Origin of the sequence: Saliniferula longa (assembly GCF_050789285.1) — a bacterium.
Classification (GTDB): Bacteria; Pseudomonadota; Alphaproteobacteria; order Rhodobacterales; family Rhodobacteraceae; genus CAVPWP01.
On record NZ_JBOUVX010000001.1, the window covers coordinates 787,609 to 804,739 of the forward strand.

A 17,131-nucleotide genomic window follows, 5' to 3' on the forward strand; every position below is an offset into this window, starting at 1 on the left:
CTCTCGGTCAGGCAGAGAATTCGGCACGCACCTCGGCCTTAAGGTCCTTGCGCAGGATCTTTCCGATCGGCGACTTCGGCAGGGCATCGCGAAAGACGACGGACTTGGGCACCTTGTAGTCGGCAAGCAGCGTCCTGCAGTGGCGCTGGATGTCGTCCTTGGTCAGCTCGCCCGGGTGATCGGGATTCTTCACCACATAGGCGCGCACGGCCTCGCCCGAGCGGGCATCGGGAATGGCGACGACGGCGGCCTCGAGCACGGCTTCCATCCGGGCCAGGGCGGCCTCGACCTCGTTGGGATAGACGTTGAAGCCTGAGACGAGGACAAGGTCCTTCTTGCGGTCGACGATGCGCAGGAAGCCGTCGTCGTCCATCACCGCGACGTCGCCGGTGTGCAGCCAGCCGTTCTCGATCGTGGCCGCGGTGTCGCCCTCGCGCTGCCAGTAGCCCTTCATCACCTGCCGGCCACGCACGATCAGTTCGCCCGGCGCCCCCGGCGGCACGGGCTTGCCGTCGTCGTCGACCAGAAGCACGTCGCAGCCCGGCACCGGAACCCCGATGCTGCCCGGCCGCGCCCGGTCGTCGAGCGGGTTGAAGCTGACGAGCGGCGAGGTCTCGGTCAGGCCATAGCCTTCGGCGATCTGGGTGCCGGTCATCACGCGCCAGCGCGTGGCCACGGCCTCGTGCAGGGCGGTTCCCCCGGCCAGCGCCGCGCGCAGGTGCCGCGGCGGGTAGGCGGCGAACCATTCCTCGTTCATCAGGCCGTTGAACAGCGTGTTCACCCCGGTGATGCAGGTGATCGGGTAGTTCTCGATCGCGCGTTGCAGGTTCTGCACCGGCCGGGGCGAGGGGACCAGGATGTTGCGCGCGCCGAGGTCGAAGAAGGTGATCAGGTTCACCGTGAAGGCGAAGATGTGATACAGCGGCAGCGCCGTCAGCACCTGGTCGTCGCGCCTCAGCATCCCGCCCGAGACCGCCTTCACCTGTTCGAGATTGGCCAGGATGTTGCCATGGGTCAGCATCGCGCCCTTCGCCACGCCGGTCGTGCCGCCGGTGTATTGCAGAAGCGCCAGATCATCGGGGCCTGTCGCCGCCCACATCTCGCGCACGTCGATCCTGTGCGCGCGGCCCTTGGACAGGGCGTCCCCAAGGCGCAGCGTCGCCACCTCGAGCTGGGGCACCGGCGGCAGGACCTTGTTCCAGTATTTCTGGACGCCACGCACCACGCTCCGGGGCACACGGGGAAAGAACTCGGGCACGCCCGCAAGGACCACGGTGCCGATGCCGGTCTTCGGCACCACCTCGGCCAGCTTGTCGGCGAACATGTCCACCAGGACCAGGACTTTCGCGCCCGAGTCGTTGAACTGGTGGATCATCTCGCTTGCGGTGTAGAGCGGGTTGGTGTTGACCAGAACGCAGCCGGCCTTGGCGACGCCGAAGGCCACCACCGGGTAGGCAAGGCCATTGGGCAACTGCACCGCGACACGGTCGCCCGCCCGCAGGCCGCAGTCGCGATGAAGGTAGGCGGCGAAGGCGTCCGACATCTCGCTCACCTGGGCGTAGGTCAGGCTTCCATTCATGCCGTTGGGCACGACGCAGGTGAAGGCGGTGCGGTCGCCGTTGCCGGCGCAGGCCGCCTGCACCAGGTCCGCAAGGCTGCGATGGCGCGGCTCGGGAAGGTCCTGCGGGATGGACGTGCCGTAGGACGCCAGCCACGGGCGCGGCGGTTCTTGCACGCGGTTCATCGCTCCTCCCTGCGCGTTCTTTGCGACGCTGACCTTCCCCATCGGGCCGGGATGTTGGGCAGGGTGCGCGCCTTGGCGCGGACCTGCGCACGGACCCCTTGATCCGAGTGTTGCGTGACGATGCTGTCGTCCGGGTCCGAAGTCCAGTCCTTGCAGATGAATTCGTTGCGGGACGCTGCGTCCTGCCGTCAGGCCCGCCGCCAAATCAAGGGCAGCGCGCCGCGCGGCGCGCATTGGAACGGTCGGTCAGGGGGATTTTGGCTCCGGCGGTAGGGGCCGGAGCGGACGGCCCAAGTCCTTGAAATTGCTGCGCGGTTTGTCGCCGACTCCTGCGCGACTCCCGGTTTTGCCACGTCACGAGACACCATCTGTGCCAGGAAGGCAATTGCTCTAATGCCCGCGCCCGACAAGGGCAGGGGATCCGGTCCCGGTGCGGGGCGGCAGCAGTCAGATGTCCCCGCGCTCGAGCCGGACGCGATAGGATCGCGCGCCCGTCTGTTCGATCACCACGGTATCGCCCGCACGCGCGCCGGTCCTCTCGAAGAAGGTGCGGATCCAGCCGCGGCTCCGGAAGATCCTTTTCGTGCCGTCGATGTCGGTGATCGCGGGCATCGCCCCTCCCCAGTCGATGGTGACCGTCCCGGGAGCGCTGCTCGCAGCGTTCGAACCCCCGACGGCATCTGCTGGGAAAGCTGCAACAAGCTCTCGCAGGTAGAAGTGGGCGTTGCGAAGGTTGCCGTCCGAGAGCACCGTCCGCCCGATCACACGGTCGACACCTGAAATTTGTCCCCCGGCGCCGGCCGGCTCCTCGCTCAGCGCGGCACGGTCGAGAAAGGACACCCCTGTGCGTTGTGCCAGGCGGGGAGGGCGGCTTCGCGTCATCTCCCGAGCGGGCGCGGAGCGCGGCGTCGTGGCCTCTTCGAGGAGGGCGGGCAGGTCCATCTCCAGTATCGCATCGGCCAATGCTTCTTGCGCTTCCCGGTCAAGCTCCACCCAGATCACGGCGCCCGGGTTGTGACGATAGGGCACGGGTTCCGGAAGCAGGAAGACGTCGGCGAGCTTCCACGGCACGGTCCATTTCGTGACCTCGCCTGAGCGGATCATCGCGCCGGGAATCCGGTGGAGGGCCTCCGTCTCGAGCATTTCGTCGGGTGTCAGAGCCTCACCGACATCGACGAGGCGAGCAATCCCCTGCACAGCGCCCGAGCCCTTCGCGATGAGACCGAACCAGCCGCGATACGACGTGCCCTGCGACCGCATCTCCCACGTCTTCTCGCCGGAGAGAATGTGCCCGATCCACGGCTCCGCGATGATCAGACCTTTGGTTACGGCCATGACGGAGAATGTCCCTTGTTTCTGGTGACCTGACTGCGCCCTGAAAGTGATGACCGGTCTTGACCGAGTCGAGCAAGAGAATGCCTCGCACCATTTGAACACTGCCAACAAGCCTGAAGACTGAGAGCCGAGGCCATTACTCCATGTGGGCGGTAAGGTTGCTCCGCATTTTGTGCATGAGAACCATGGATAGCCCGTTCGATGATCGCCCGGCTCTGCCCTTTCAAACGACATCCCTTCCGTGATGGCGTCCGGGGAGCAGAACGCGGTGACCCACAGTTCAATCCAATACGAACGACGTCGCTCCGGTTCGCAACGTCTGTGCCATTATTCTCCAGGTGGCCAAGCTGGCTGCAGCTGGCCCGATGATGCGCGACATGCTGGCGGTTATTCGCCGTTCACCCGCTATCCGGGTCGAAATCCGTGCTGGGGGAGGATAGCCGTTTGGCACCAGACACTTATTCGGCTTGTCCTTGATCTCGCCACAATGGTGATTCAAGTTGCACCAGACCGTTGGATGGCATCCGCAAGCGTCCGTCAGATTCGAAAACTCAGTAAGTGAAATACGTCCATGACCACACCCCGCCCCGGTGACGGAGGAACTTGGCTTGTCCGACCTCAGCCTGGTCTCGCACAGCGTCTCGATACCTTCGACGGGATCGCATTCCTCGGGGTGGATTTCGGCACCTCCACCACGGTCGTTAGTCTTGTTGTCCGCGATGAGTCGGGACGCTCGATCGCTGTCCGGCCACTCGTTATTTCGCAGCCGAGCCAGCATGGCGGCGTCGTGCGTGACGAGATCGTCAGCACTGTGCTTGCCTTCCGTAATGACACGCTTCTTTTTGGTCGGGACGCATACAACCTGCGATCCCGGCTGACTGAAGGCCGCAACTGCTTCTCGTCGTTCAAGATGGGATTGGGTCTCGACCTTGGGCCGGAGTATGGGGCCACGGCCCTTCCAGCTGGGCGTGTGCCAGGCGTCACCATCGAACGCCCAGCCGATGCCGCGCGCGAGTTCTTCAAGCTGCTGACCGCAGCAGTACATGATGAACTTAAACAACTCGGACTTACACGTGGAGCCCGCTTCGCTTTCTCGGTGCCCGCGGCCTTTCAGGCCAACCAGCGGCGTGACCTGCTGGCTGCCATCCGCGGCTGCGGGATCGAAGTAGATGAGAACTGTCTCATCGACGAACCGAATGCGGCATTCCTCAGCTACGTCCACGAAGCGGCCCGCGCACCGGATGGTCAGGACCTTCTTGTCCGAGCCAAGGCCGGCAAAATCAGCGTTCTCGTCTATGATCTGGGCGCCGGAACGTGCGACGTATCAGTCTTGGACTTTTCTGTCTCGGGCGAAAGGGTGACGTCCCGCAATAGAGCGATCTCCAAGTTTACCGCCTTGGGCGGCGATGACATCGACCGCGAGATCGCGCGGCGGATCCTTGTTGACCAGCTGCGGCAGGCCGACGGTTCGAAGGTCGAACTCACGGCCCTCGACATCGAGGAGAAGGTGGTCCCGGCGCTCGCCCCCGCAGCAGAGAAGCTCAAGGTGACGATCTCAAAAATGATGGCCGATCGGAGCGTCGGACGCCTCGACGAAGTCCGGCGTCTGCCAGACCTGATCTTTGAGACCCAGTCAGTGCCGCCCTTCAAGCTGCGCGGCGCTGTGGTCGGAATCGAGACCCCAACCCTTTCGCTTCACCAGTTCATCGACATCCTGGATCCCTTCTGCGGACCTCGAAGCGGAGCGGACGACAGCCGTCACCTTGTCGGTCCCGTTCATGACGTCCTCGACAAGGCTGCGCTCGATCCCGGCGAGGTGGATGCGGTGCTGTTCATCGGGGGCAGCGCCCAAAACCCGCTAATCCGGGCGGCGGTGATGGACGCCTTCCCGCCAGAGGTTCGGGAGGTAGTCCCGCGTAACCTTCGCGCGCTTGTGTCCCAGGGGGCGGCTATTCACAGCTTGGGCCTGCACGGGTTCGGCTTCGACTTCATTGCTCCGATCACCTCAGAGGCGATCTCGGTGGTGACGCGCGGCGGCGTACTGGAAACTCTGATCCCAGCGTCGACGCCGGTCCCGACCGACGCGCCATTCGTCATCGAATTGTCGATCCCGGAAGACGGCCAGCGGCAGCTTGACGTACCAATCTGTTCTGGCGGTCGCGACCGGATCGTCGGGATCGTGTCGGTCAAGCCAGTGGGCACCAGCGGCTTTGCGCGTGGGGATGCAGTTGCGGTCACCGGACGGCTGAGCAAGGAAAAGTTGCTGGACATCTCCGTGGCCGTGGCGGGGCGGACGGCCCGGGCGGAGATCCTGAACCCACTCTCAAATGCGGCGACTTCACCGGCGGAGTTGGCCATGTTGCGCGAGCGGCAGCGCTTCAATGAGTCTATGCTTCGAAATAGCGGTCGGCCCGAGGCGAGCGTGGTCCTTGCCTACAGTAAGGCCGCCGCCAAGGCCGGTGAGCACGAGTTGGCCGCCGATCTTCTGGTCGCGCTCGAGCGGATCACGCCGGGAAGCGACCACGCGACCAACATCTGCTATCACTACTCGATGGCTGGACGGGGCAGGGTGAGCCATGAATGGGCGGCCATTGCCCACCGGCGGAAGCCGACTGCTCTAACTGCGCATAACCTTGCCTGCGGCGAGAGAGACGCGGCCACGAAGGAGCGGCTCTTGCGGGAGGCGCTCGACCGTGACCCTGACTACACGTCCTCAGCGGCAATGCTCGCCAAAATGATTGAGGGTCGAAGCCCGGGAGAGGCGCGGCAGCTGCATGAGGGGATCGTCGCGGTGCTCGCGCCCGAGATGCACTCTCGGGACACGGACCTTCACGAGTTGCGACGCCTACGCGACGCAGCCCGCGCGACAGGTCAGGACATGATCGCAGACCAAGCCTCGGGCGAGATCGAGCGGCGCGAGCGAGAGGTTGCGACGCACAATGCAGTCTTCGACGAAGGCAACCTGGCGGAGGGCCGAGGCGACGGACGGCTGCTCGGGCGCGAGTACTGAAATGACCTGGTTCAAGACGGCAAGTGACCTCAGCCAGTTGCAGCTAAGGGTGGTCGAGCAGGCCGTAGACAAGATCCGCGCTACGCCGGACGGAGCCGTTTTCTGGGTCCAGGGTGGCGCGGGCTCGGGGAAAACCATCGTGCTCGCCCATATCGCGCGACGACTGAAGGCCGAGAACCCAGGTCTGCACATGGTTTTCCTGACCTACACCCATGCGCTGGCAGGAATGATCCACCAGGCAGTAAGGGAGTCGGGTGCTCAATCGGAGGTGGATACCTACCTCAACTTCCTTCACCGGTCGCACCGACGTGTTGACGTAATCCTGCTCGATGAGATCCAGGATGTGAAACGTGTCGATATCGAGGCGCTACGCCAGCGCTGCACCCACCTCGTGGTGGCAGGAGACTGCGAACAGCGCATCTACGAGGTCGCGAACACTGAGGCCGCGATCGACGAGGTGATCCAGTTCGAGAAAGGGCGCCTGCTTGAGCTTTTCCGGATCACTCGGTTCATTGTGAGGGCCGTCAAGACAGTTCTTCCCAGTACCCATCTCGCTGAGAGTGACGTCCGGAAGTTGCGCGACGTCACGGCCGTAGTGAAGCGGTTCGACAGCTCAAGTCGCGAGGCCCGGTGGACCTACGAAGAAGCCTTTGCGATGGCGAGGCCGAAATATCCCTCGGCCATCCTCCTGCCGAACCATCGCGCGATCACCGATTTCTGCTACGAGTTGGCCAAAGATCTGGGAAACGCCGCGAGCTACTCAAAGATAGAAGTGAGGAACGGCCGGCTCGATTATCGTGAGTTGAACTCCCATTTCGACTCTCACCGCATACCGGTGCGTTACTTCGGCAACGGAATTGGCGACCTCGCGGACGCTGACGGTCGCCCATTGGTTTTTATCATGACTTACCACAGTTCAAAGGGGCTCGATTTCGACGTCGTGCACATGCCGGGGCTGGTATCCAGCATGCAGATCGTGCCAGCGCGTGCATTGCTCGAAGCGCCGGACCTCGACCGAACAGTCTTCTTTGTCGCCATGACCCGCTCGAGAGAGCGTTTGGTCATGACCTATTCAGGCACTCGTGCGCATCCGCTCGTCGAAGGCCTGCCGCGGGACGCGGTGGCGTTCAGCGAGGACGTGGGGGCATCGGCTGAGGTGGAGGAGGATCTGTTTTGACGTCTCTGGAAGCCGTCACGCTCAGCTATTTGGAATGGGTCCGGCTGATCGGGACTGGGACCATTCGTCTCGATGAGAGGCGGATATTCCGATGGAGGCATGATCGGGTGGATCCCGTCGATGTGGTTTGTAACCTCATGCTTGGTGCGCCCGACCTCGGGACCTCCTCCACAGGGTTTGTCCTTGCGATGCTCAAGCCGGAGCTATTGGACCAGTTACGAACGGGCGATCTCTACCTCGGACAGCGCCTTCATCTTGAGGCGGTTCGCTCATTCCATTCCTTTAGCGAGGCGGCCCTGGCCGTCCATCGTCATGACGCCGAGGCAGCGGGCCTCACGATCGACCTCACCCCACTTGCCGCGGGATGGGCGGAGTGGGTGTTGGCCGTGGAGGCGGCGGACCGTCGTGCCCGGGGAGAGTCTCTTCTGGCGATCCTTGACGTGCCGCCGTGCGACCATTTCGTCAGAATTGCTGCGTGGCTAAAGGAGCGCGAACAGTGCATTGTGGATGATGACATTGCCCGGTCCCGCGACAGCATGTTCTTCGGCTGGGCCTGCGTTCTCAATTCTCAGAAGATCATTAGCGGCGCAGCGCCAAGTCTCCCACCCGACGTCAAGGAAGAAGCGGACGCTCTGCGGCGGGACTTCAATGTCGATCAACCCTTCCTGGCGCGAGCGCCGCTCCTGTCCAGGTTTGTTGGAAGCTTGGCCGGAGAAAGGGAGCAACCGGCGTACCTTCTCGCGATGGCGTCGCTGAAGCAACACGAGCGCTACGTCATCAAGCGGGAAGGTGCCGCGCTGGACCTCCCCAGTCTGATGGACGACATCCGCATTCTGAGCGCGCACGACCATGGGGCGGCCAGTCTGCTCGTCCAATCCCTCGGCGAGCGGCTGCCCGGAGAACTGATCCGCGCGCTGAAGGCGAAAGACATGAGCAGCGCCGGCGAAGCGAACGAGGCGTTGGCCTTGACGCAGGAGGAAGCTTCTCGGGCACAGATGCCTGTTGACGAGAAGGCAGATAAGCCCGCCCGCGATCTGCCGGAACCGCAACGTCTCCCGGGCGCGCTGAGCGTTCCCGACTTCTCAATCGAAACAGAGCACTCAAGTGGAGAGCTTGCCGGGAGTGCCCGCGAGACTGTGATGTTTGCCGAAGCCGAAGCTCCGACCGTCCTTTCTGGCGAGGCTGTGAGCGAGCCCTCGAAAAAGGTCGACGCGATGACCCAAGAGGCGGGACGCCCTCAAGTGGTCACGAATCTCGATCAGCCTGGTTTGGATTTTGGTCCTGAACCGCCGAAGCAGGAGGTTATGATTTCGCCATCGGCTGACAGCTCTGCCGGTCTCGTAAGCAAACAGAGGGCGGAGGACGGGCGCAAGCCAGCATTGAAGGCCCGCGGAAGGGTGGCGAAAAAAGCTGGGTCGAAGAAGAAGGAGAAATAGCGGGGTTCTCCTCAGAGCCACGCGATGCAATTGATATCACCGTGCTTCAGGTTGAGAGGCCTTCTTCCGACCCTGGGCTATCCAACGCGAGACTTCAATCGACAGGGACGGTGATACTCCCGTCGCTGCGGTTCTCAAAGTCTCGAAGCCGTTCCATCGAACGCGCGGCCGGATCTGTCAGATAAATATGCGGCATCGCGTGACCGCCGCCGATGCAGTGAACGTGGAAGAGTCAGCTCCTTACAGGTACGATATCGTCGCACAACGAAACCTCAAGGCTGACAGCTCTGACTCTAAATAGCGAGAATTCGGAAAACATGCCCCCGACCAGCATAGCCGCCAAGATCATCCGCGCCCTCGACAGCGCCACCTCGGCGATTGATGGATTCTCAGCCGCAATTGCCGAGAAGTCCCGTGAACTCGAGGCGTGGAACGCACGCGAGCAGGAGAAGCAGAATGCTCTCGACGAGCTTATTCGGGTCATTGAGGAGGTCCAGCGAAAGTCGCCGCTAAGGAAGGCAGAAATGCGGAACCTGTCATCACGCACCGACCAACCGGGAGTCATGAAGAGGATCGCCGCTCTCTTAATCGACATTGACAACGACAACCGTCGACTGGACGAGGCCAAGCTTCGCTATGACACTGCGAAAGGAGAATCTCCTGTCCCGCCGACAACTGACGAGCTTCTCTGGCAGAAGATGCTGCAGGAAAGTATCGTTGAGGCGGAGAATCTGAACCGCCAGCTGGGCGGCTCTTTACACGACCTGTCGGGGCCGCCATCGTCGCGGCCGTCCGACCGTTGAATCCAGCGCCGAGCTCCCGCCCAACGGTTTCCCAGCGCTCCCGGTCATGGAACTTCGTATGTTCCGTCGCCGCGCATGATGGCGCCCTTGAGCCCGTCCCTCTCGAACAGCGCGGTCATTGTACTTGTCAGCGGATCAGCGGCGCTGGCCGCCGTCGATACGTCGAGGCTCGCTTGCAAGCTGGCAAGGTCTTCGGTCGTGTCGCCCATGGGCCAGAGCGCCTGTTCCGCCATGCGGCGCTTTCGCTGCATCAGGCTTTGAAGGAGGCAGTCGAAGGAGTGCTCGCGGTAGCCGGGATGGATCGCCATCGGGACATGGACTGTGACGGGGCACATCTGCCCGATGCGGTGGACCCGGTCATTGCACTGCTCCTCGACCGCAGGGTTCCACCAGCGTGACAGGTGGATGACATGTGTGGCTGCGGTGAGTGTAAGGCCTGTTCCAGCGGCTTTCGGACCGAGGATCAGGAGATCGAAGCCTCCGTCGGTGGTCAGGTGTTGCTGAAAGCGGACGACGATCTGCTGCCGGCGCGGGATCGGGGTGTCCCCGTTGATGATGTCGACGTGCTCGAGGCCGAACATGTGACGCACCAGTTCGGCAAAGCGGAACTGCATCTCGCGGTGTTCGATAAAGACCAACGCGCGTTCGCCGCGCGCACGTACCTCAGACAGGATCCTGATGGCAGCATCGAGGCGCGCGCTCATTCCCACGAAGGTCTCCGGCACAGCAACCTCGTGAAGGGCAGGGTGCACGGAGACCGATCGGATATGGTGCAGCATCTTGAGCATCGCCCCGGGCCCGCCGGAAGCCAACTTGGCGCGCGCGACGTCATAGGTTCGTGCCTGGATGTCCGGCATCAGGCCCGGGTGCAGGAGACGGGTCTTCCTGGGCAGATCACGTGCCACCTGGTCCTTCAGTCGGCGGAGTCCAAGGGGAGGTAGATCCGCTTGCGGGGCGAACACCCGATTGTGCAGCTCCCGCATGTTGTCCTCGTCGGGCGTGCCGTAACGCTCGCGGAAGGCGACCCCCGATCCCAAAGCGCCGGGCGCGATCCGGTCCATGATGGTCCAGAGATCCATGGTCGAGTTCTCGATCGGCGTCCCGGTCAAGCCGATGCGGAAGTCCGCGTTCATCGCCTCGACGGCCTTCGAGGCGATGGTGTCCTTGTTCTTGATGTTCTGGATCTCGTCCATGACGAGCGCCGAGAACCGGATGCGGCCCAAGGAATGCTGGTAGTTCGCCAGGGTCGTGTAGGTGGTCAGAAACCAGTAGCGATGGGCGCGGCCTTCCTCGAAGGCCTCCGAAAGCCAGTCGAGATCGAGATGTGCGAGTCCGCTGCCGGTTTCCGTCCCTGTCGTACCGGATCGCTTGTGGCCTGCGAGGGATGAACCATAGAGGCGCACAAGATGTCCGAACTTTCGCGGCGCGACGTGGGCATCCACCTCCGCTTCCCAGTTCCTGAGGAGCGACGTGGGGGCGACGACCATGATCGGACCACGCTCGGCCGCGCTCGCCTCCTGCATGTGGGCCTGAAGCCAGTTGAGAAAGGCGATGGTTTGCAGGGTCTTCCCGAGCCCCTGCTCGTCGGCATTGAGAATTCCGGGTAGGCCCCTCGTCCAGGCCGCGGTGGCCCATTCGAAGCTCTGCACCTGGTGTTCCCGAAGCGGCGTTGTCACCGTTTCCGGAATTGACGGCGCGCGGGCCGGTTTCCGCGGCTGAAGCTCGGCGGCCCAGGCGAGGTCCTCGTAATTCTCAAGCGTGTCGAGGATGATCGGTCCGGCCTTTGGCTCGTCAGGAGTTACCGGGTCCTCGGTCTCCGGGGCACGAGCGTCCTCTTCGCGCCGGACCTGAAGAAGGGACTCCACGGCAGCAAGCCGCTCTGGCGTGACTTCGACTTCGTCGGACCCGATCCGCGCCGGGATGCCTGAGCCCGCCTCGAGGGTGGCCGCCATGTGGTCCCGCAACGCTTCAAGGTCTGGCGTGGGCATGGCCTCGATCGCAGCAGATATTGCCGCGGCGAACACCTCAGGGAGCCAGACCGTGCCGCTGCTGCCGAAGTCCGACGCCGGTTTCTCGTAGACCTTGGTTCCGGTCACGCGCTCAGAGTACTCGCGGCTTTCGACAAAACCCGCCCCGGCAAGCCGTTCGACCATCTCCTGTTGTCCGGCTTCATCCAGATCATCGAGATCTCCGCGCGCAGCGAGATGCCGGGTCACGGCCGGATCTATGAACGCGCGCGGATTGGCGACAAAGGCGCGGCGCTCCTCGCGTGGCGCCTTCTGCACCCGTGCCATCTCCTCCAACACCGGCTGGCTGTCCCGATCGATGACGAGATAGCTGTTGTTGCCGAGGTGGTAGGCCGGCCGCGCCCCGAGCTGCCGCATCCGGTGCTGGAAGACTGCCAACGGCTCTCCCGACAATTCGGCATCTGCTTCCGACACGTCCGTCCCGGCGAGATCTTTCGCCTCAAGGGTTCGACCGGAAAAGGGCACAACCTCGAAATGCCCCAGCGTTGCATCCGGGGAAATCGAGAAGCGATCTGCGATCCGGACCTCGAGACCGCGCAGGAAGACCGTCATCGCGAGATTGGCGATCTCGCGATGCTCCGGTTCGAGATCGTCATCCGTCTCGGGTTCGAGAGTACGCCGGAAGGCGGCGAGTACCTCCCAATGATCCTCCATGGGGCGATCCGGGTTGAAGCCCTCTGCGAGGTCGAGCGCCCGCTTCATCCAGAGCGGCAGCCTGCGCGTCCCGGCGGCGGTATGGAGGAAGGCTCCATGCCGCCTGGGCGAAACGCGTTGCCCTGCGTCCATCCATTCGCAGACGAGCCGGAAGTTCGGTCTGCCGACCGTGCCGGTAACATCGGTCTTCAATGTGAGGTGCACATCCGGGGGCAGGCCGAGACTTCTGGCCGCCCCGCTCGAAAGACTGGCCGCGGCGTCGTGCGAGATCGTCAGGCGATCCTCCCCGATGTCGACCTCACCCGGATGCGCCTCGCCCCATGCGCGAAGGTCCGCGAGTGCGAAAAGCAGATCGCGATGGTCTTCCGGCAGCGTGCGGAAGGAGGGTGTGGGCGCGCGCGAGGGACTGAAGCGGGCAAGAAGGCCACGTCGGCCTTCGGGAAAACGAATGGTTATCGCGTCGCCGCCAATATCCGCAACTGGTTGAGTGTCAGACATGTCGAAGAACCCAATCCTGCCACGCCGGAATGGAACTATGGGATTTCGCGTTGCGCGAGACACGCATTATGTCGTCGCAGTAGTAGTGCATCCCGTAGAGCTTCGGCGCCTTTGGATCATCCCTCCGGAAGATGTGCGTCCTGTAGCTGTGGCATCCGTCAACGACAATCTTGTCGCCGATCCGCATGATCAGGAGCGAGGTGCTGCCGCCTCGATCGTGCTGCTGGCCGAACCGCTTGCTGAGGCCCTCGACCCCGCTCCTCAGGAGCTTTCGCCGCGCGAAGTCGCGGGCGCTTGCGCCAAAGGCGACCCAGGCCTCGTCGATCCGTCCGTCCTCATAGAGTGACAGCCAGAAATCACGGCGCGGCGGCCACATGTGGCTGTTCTGCGTCGCGGTGACCATGTCGCAGAAGAACAGCATGTCCTGCTTGGTCAGCCATCGCAGGAGGACGGCGCGCAACTCGGGGCTGAACCCTGACCAGATGCCGCCGTTGTGGGTCCGCGGGTCGTTGTAGGCCGCGATGATCGCTTCGGAAATCTCTTCGCGCACCTCGTCAGGCGGAGTCTGCTCTGCCCAAGGCTTCAGAAGGGCTTCCACGGCATGAGCTGCATCCGTCTGGAGGGCGCTCCCACTTCTGGGCGCGATCCAGGCCCATAGCTTCTCGCGCTCCTCAACCCTGCGCAAATGCGGTGCCAGGTGCGCAACAAAGGGACGGTGAGCGGAGCGCGTGAGACCGGTCCCATGCGGTGTTCGAAAGCCGAGCTGCTTCAGAGACGTGTAGGGGTCATCGCTCGCCGCCATGATCTCCGCGAGTTCCCGTGGCACGTCTTCCGGATCAAAGAGTGCGGGCAGCTGGGCGAGGAGATCGCGAGTTCGCCCGTCGAGACCGTCTGCCCTGGCTTTCAGTTGACGGGCGAGCGCCGCCGACTTCGGCGAGGAGGGGTCGAAGGTCTCGATGTAGACCTTCGTCATGCCCTGCAGAAACGTAGAGCTGTCGGTCGCCCGGATCTCATCGAGGTAGAAGCGCCGCACGTCTTCCAGATCAGGTCGATCCCGGCGCTCCTCGTCGAAAACTGCGACAGCCGCGCTCATGACCCTCGACAGCTTCACATCCTTCCACGCCCACTTGGAGATGCGCAGCAGCATTTCCATGGCGAGCGCCTCGCGGTTTCGCGCATCGGGCACCGCCACGACATCCGGCCACCGTGCCGTGATCCGAGCAACCGACTTTTGGATCGCATCAAGCGGTGGCATGGCCCTGGACGTCAGGATCGCGGATCGTGCCCGCGCGTCGCTGAACCTCATGGATCGTTGTCTCCAAGATCGCCCAAGGCCTGACGGATGATCTCGATGCCTTCCGTGTCAGGCGGCGTCACCATAATGAAGCGCAGATCGATCCGACGATTGGTTGCCCGGCCGGCGGGCGTGTCGTTGTCCGCGACCGGGCGGTCGGGACCATATGCGGCCACCGAAAGCACGGGCTGTCCCTTCAGATTCCGATGCTCCATGAGCGTGTCCGCGGCGCGCGTCATCGCAAAGAAGGTCGAGTTGGCGCGCGCCGTGGACAGTGTTCGGTTGAGTTCGTCCGTGCCGATGTTGTCGGTATGGCCTTCGATCTGAACGGCCTCGATCATGACGAAGCGCGGATTGCAGCTGGGGTCGAAGCCGGACTCGGGGCCGATGGTGAAACATGGAAGGGTCTCGTCGAGGCGCTGCGCGAGACGCTCGACGATTTCACGCTTGTCCGGGGCGAGGCGGGATTGACCCGAGACGAAGAGACCTTCTCCCTGGAACCTGAGAGCATCGCTTTCCTCGCTGAGTTCGACATTCAGATCGGGAAAGTCCTGACGGAGCGCATCCCTGAGCCTCAGGAGGATCTGGCGGCGGGTCGCAGCGACCTCGCTCAGGTAGGCTTCGAGGGGATCGACCTCCTGAAGCCGAGCGAGTTCGGCTTCCAGCCGCGCGATCTCTTCCAATGCCGCACGAAGCTCAGTCTCGAGCCGTGCGACGACGTCGACCAGATCCGCCTTCTCGAGCTCAAGCTGCACTATGCGAGCGTCCAGTTCGACAATCTGCGCGCGGAGGTCGTCTCGTTCCCTCACGGTTGCCTCATAGAGGCTGCGTTCCACCACGTCCTGGGTGCGTACCTGACTGGCGAAGAAGACGAGCAGGATCATGATGATGAAGAGGAACCCCACCGTCATGTCCGTCATGGACACGAAGGCGCTTTCCTCCTCCTCCTCGTGTTCAATCCGGCGGGCCTGCGCGCGCATCAGGCTCGCTGCCTTTGGGCCGGAATGAAGCTCTCCGCCTGCTCAACCACGCCCTTGAGCGTGTCGAGGCCCGGAGCGAGGGTATCCCGCATCTCGGTGATGTGGTCCTGAGCCTTTCCGAGAGCCGCTTCGAGCTGCTGGGCGTATGCGGTGAGGGCGCGGCCCAACATCTCGTCGATCTGGTCGAGCTTGGCAGCCTCCTGAGAGAGACGTTGAAGCGCCGCTCCCGTTGCCTCCAGCGATTGACGGATTCCTTCGCGCTCTGTGCCGAGCGCTGTCTGCGCCGTTTCCAGCACTCTCGCCGCGTCGGCCGCGATCTGGGCGGAGCTGCGCTGCAACGTGCCGGAAACCATTTCGATGCTGGAGGACAATTGCCCGATCGCCCTCTCGATCCGCTCCTGCGACGATCGAAGGGGGTCGGTGGCAGCGACAAGGCTGCGGCTTGCGGCATCGAATGTCGTGGAGGCGCCAGCGATCGATTCCGCGCCGGCAGAAAGTCCGGTGGCCGCTCGGCGGGCACCGTCGGCGCCACGTTCGATGGCATCGGACATGTCGGCAAGGCGTCCGCTGACATCTTCGAGCTGAGTGAGGAGCTCCTCACTGATGGCGCCCCCAAGTTCTTTCCCGAGGTCTGCGATCTGGCGACTCGTCGCCTCAAATGAGTCGATGAGCGTCTTTCCCGTGCCCTCGATCGCCCTCGTCGCCTCGGAGGCGGTCACATCCATGCGCGCCTGGACCGCAGCCGCGCCATCCGCGGCGGCCGCTCCGATCTGTTCCCTGAAGCTCTCCGCCGCCTTGCGCATTTCTTCGACGGCCCGGCTCATCTGGCGGGCGCCGTCAGCCGTGTTCTCGCGAATGCCAGACAGAGTCTCATTCATGACGCTCAAAAGCTGGTCGGCGCCCTCGGTCATGGCCGAGGACGCGGCTGCTCCGGTTGCGGAGACCTCCGCCCGCAGGTCCTGCAAGGCGGATGAGAGCTGCCCGAGGGCCGTCTGCAGTCCATCGCCGGCCTGCGCGTTCGAGGCGTTCATCTGGTCGATCACGCGGGACATGCGGTCCGAAGCTTCACCGAGGGACTCGCTGGCCCTGTTCAGGGCGTTTCCGACGGAATGGCTGAGCTGGTTTGACAGGTCACCAACGAGCCCTTCCATGCTCGAAGTGCCCAAGGCAGAGACCTTTTCGAAGATCGGATCCATTCGGTTCGAGATCGTGTTCCCGATCTGATCGGGCAGCTCTTCCAACGGCTTGCGGAGCTCCGCCACCATAGAAAAACCGATCTCCCGGAGATGTTCACGCTGCTCTGTCGCGGCGCGAAGCTGGCGGAAGCCAATGTCCTCGAGGCTCACAAAGACCAAACGTCGCTCGATCGCGATGCAGAGCCTGTGAAGCGCGCGGTCCACTGCTTCAAGACGGTGCCGGAGAAGGATCGTGAACAGGATCGAGCACACAAGCCCCACGAGCGACATGACGAACTTTGCCGAGGCGATCTGCATGAATGCGATCATGGCATTGTTCATGCTTGTCTCGGACCCGGGACCCGTGGCGCTCATGCTGTTCGAGAAGTCGAAGAGGGCGGCGACCAGTCCGAGGAACGTCAGAAGCAGGCCGAGCGAGACGAAGGTATTCGGAAGAATCCGGTAAAGGCCTGGACCGTATCCCAAGTCCGCGACGTTGAGGAAAGACGCGGGACGTACGGAATTCCTGAGGCGGATAGGTCCGTCAATGTCGTCGGCGACGAGAGTCTCACGAAATTCGTCCCACGCCTTCCAAAGCTCTTTCGAGGTACGCGAGGAGTTGCTCAGCTCCCCAAGTTCGGAGCGCACTTGCTCGAAATTCTGAGCAAATGTCTCGACATTCTCATGTCGGGTGATGATGTCGTGCATCCGCCGGACCGCACGAATCTGCCCACCAGTGCGCAGGAAGAAAAGGACGCCGAAAACGACGAGTGCCGCCAGCAGCAGGATTGCGACGATTCCCGGTGAACTTTCTGACTTCGTAAGGAGCTGGGCGAGGGCAATGATGTAGTGGACAACTCCTTGCCCGGCCGCTCTTATTGCCTCTCCGGCGCCGCTTCCGATAAGGTCACTCAGCACGCGGTCCTCCAGTTTCGTGTATCAGCGGTAGCTTCTTCTCTTGCCAATTCAGCCTCTGTTTGTGGAGCAGAATCTAGAGA

Annotated in this window: 10 protein-coding genes; 4 read left to right on the forward strand and 6 right to left on the reverse strand. The window is 63.1% G+C overall.

The genetic code is table 11. The annotated features are described in order from the left end of the window. Positions 1 to 7 precede the first annotated feature (7 nt). Together ACRDNQ_RS03700 and ACRDNQ_RS03705 are read right to left on the reverse strand one after the other, a co-directional pair. Positions 8 to 1,744, reverse strand: a complete 1,737-nt coding sequence (locus tag ACRDNQ_RS03700) for an AMP-binding protein (RefSeq protein ID WP_431827278.1) — start codon at positions 1,742 to 1,744, stop codon at positions 8 to 10. Positions 1,745 to 2,191: 447 nt separating this feature from the next. Beyond that, positions 2,192 to 3,079, reverse strand: a complete 888-nt coding sequence (locus tag ACRDNQ_RS03705; RefSeq protein WP_431827279.1) for an ASCH domain-containing protein — start codon at positions 3,077 to 3,079, stop codon at positions 2,192 to 2,194. A gap of 571 nt (positions 3,080 to 3,650) precedes the next feature. Between ACRDNQ_RS03705 and ACRDNQ_RS03710 the strand changes: the two genes are divergently transcribed. The 4 genes from ACRDNQ_RS03710 (at position 3,651) to ACRDNQ_RS03725 (ending at position 9,505) form a co-directional block, all read left to right on the forward strand. After that, positions 3,651 to 6,089, forward strand: a complete 2,439-nt coding sequence (locus ACRDNQ_RS03710; RefSeq protein WP_431827280.1) for an Hsp70 family protein — start codon at positions 3,651 to 3,653, stop codon at positions 6,087 to 6,089. Between the two features lies 1 nt (position 6,090). Beyond that, positions 6,091 to 7,266: a 3'-5' exonuclease gene (locus ACRDNQ_RS03715; RefSeq protein ID WP_431827281.1), complete on the forward strand. Its 1,176-nt coding sequence runs from the start codon at positions 6,091 to 6,093 to the stop codon at positions 7,264 to 7,266. Further along, complete coding sequence (locus tag ACRDNQ_RS03720; protein WP_431827282.1) at positions 7,263 to 8,702, forward strand: hypothetical protein; 1,440 nt, start codon at positions 7,263 to 7,265, stop codon at positions 8,700 to 8,702. The genes ACRDNQ_RS03715 and ACRDNQ_RS03720 overlap by 4 nt, the downstream gene beginning before the upstream one ends. 317 nt (positions 8,703 to 9,019) lie before the next feature. Then, on the forward strand, positions 9,020 to 9,505 hold the full coding sequence (locus ACRDNQ_RS03725; RefSeq protein ID WP_431827283.1) for a hypothetical protein: 486 nt from the start codon (positions 9,020 to 9,022) through the stop codon (positions 9,503 to 9,505). Positions 9,506 to 9,549: 44 nt separating this feature from the next. Here the strand turns inward: ACRDNQ_RS03725 and ACRDNQ_RS03730 are convergent, their stop codons facing one another. Genes ACRDNQ_RS03730 through ACRDNQ_RS03745 form a run of 4 tightly spaced genes read right to left on the reverse strand, consistent with a single transcriptional unit; the run spans position 9,550 to position 17,051 of the window. Continuing rightward, positions 9,550 to 12,684, reverse strand: coding sequence for a DEAD/DEAH box helicase (locus ACRDNQ_RS03730; protein ID WP_431827284.1), 3,135 nt, complete (start codon positions 12,682 to 12,684; stop codon positions 9,550 to 9,552). Beyond that, complete coding sequence (locus tag ACRDNQ_RS03735) at positions 12,677 to 13,990, reverse strand: EH signature domain-containing protein (RefSeq protein ID WP_431827285.1); 1,314 nt, start codon at positions 13,988 to 13,990, stop codon at positions 12,677 to 12,679. Before ACRDNQ_RS03735 ends, ACRDNQ_RS03730 begins: the two co-directional genes overlap by 8 nt. After that, positions 13,987 to 14,958 (reverse strand): OmpA family protein, encoded by a 972-nt coding sequence (locus ACRDNQ_RS03740; protein ID WP_431827286.1) that lies wholly within the window; start codon positions 14,956 to 14,958, stop codon positions 13,987 to 13,989. Before ACRDNQ_RS03740 ends, ACRDNQ_RS03735 begins: the two co-directional genes overlap by 4 nt. Next, positions 14,958 to 17,051: a hypothetical protein gene (locus ACRDNQ_RS03745; protein ID WP_431827287.1), complete on the reverse strand. Its 2,094-nt coding sequence runs from the start codon at positions 17,049 to 17,051 to the stop codon at positions 14,958 to 14,960. The genes ACRDNQ_RS03740 and ACRDNQ_RS03745 overlap by 1 nt, the downstream gene beginning before the upstream one ends. Positions 17,052 to 17,131 lie beyond the last annotated feature (80 nt).

What these genes read in the sequence shown, in the direction of transcription:
- ACRDNQ_RS03705 (WP_431827279.1), bottom strand. Translation starts at nt 3,079, where the DNA reads ATGGCCGTAACCAAAGGTCTGATCATCGCGGAGCCGTGGATCGGGCAC.
- ACRDNQ_RS03730 (WP_431827284.1), bottom strand. Translation starts at nt 12,684, where the DNA reads ATGTCTGACACTCAACCAGTTGCGGATATTGGCGGCGACGCGATAACC.
- ACRDNQ_RS03710 (WP_431827280.1), top strand. Translation starts at nt 3,651, where the DNA reads ATGACCACACCCCGCCCCGGTGACGGAGGAACTTGGCTTGTCCGACCT.
- ACRDNQ_RS03735 (WP_431827285.1), bottom strand. Translation starts at nt 13,990, where the DNA reads ATGAGGTTCAGCGACGCGCGGGCACGATCCGCGATCCTGACGTCCAGG.
- ACRDNQ_RS03740 (WP_431827286.1), bottom strand. Translation starts at nt 14,958, where the DNA reads ATGCGCGCGCAGGCCCGCCGGATTGAACACGAGGAGGAGGAGGAAAGC.
- ACRDNQ_RS03725 (WP_431827283.1), top strand. Translation starts at nt 9,020, where the DNA reads ATGCCCCCGACCAGCATAGCCGCCAAGATCATCCGCGCCCTCGACAGC.
- ACRDNQ_RS03700 (WP_431827278.1), bottom strand. Translation starts at nt 1,744, where the DNA reads ATGAACCGCGTGCAAGAACCGCCGCGCCCGTGGCTGGCGTCCTACGGC.
- ACRDNQ_RS03715 (WP_431827281.1), top strand. Translation starts at nt 6,091, where the DNA reads ATGACCTGGTTCAAGACGGCAAGTGACCTCAGCCAGTTGCAGCTAAGG.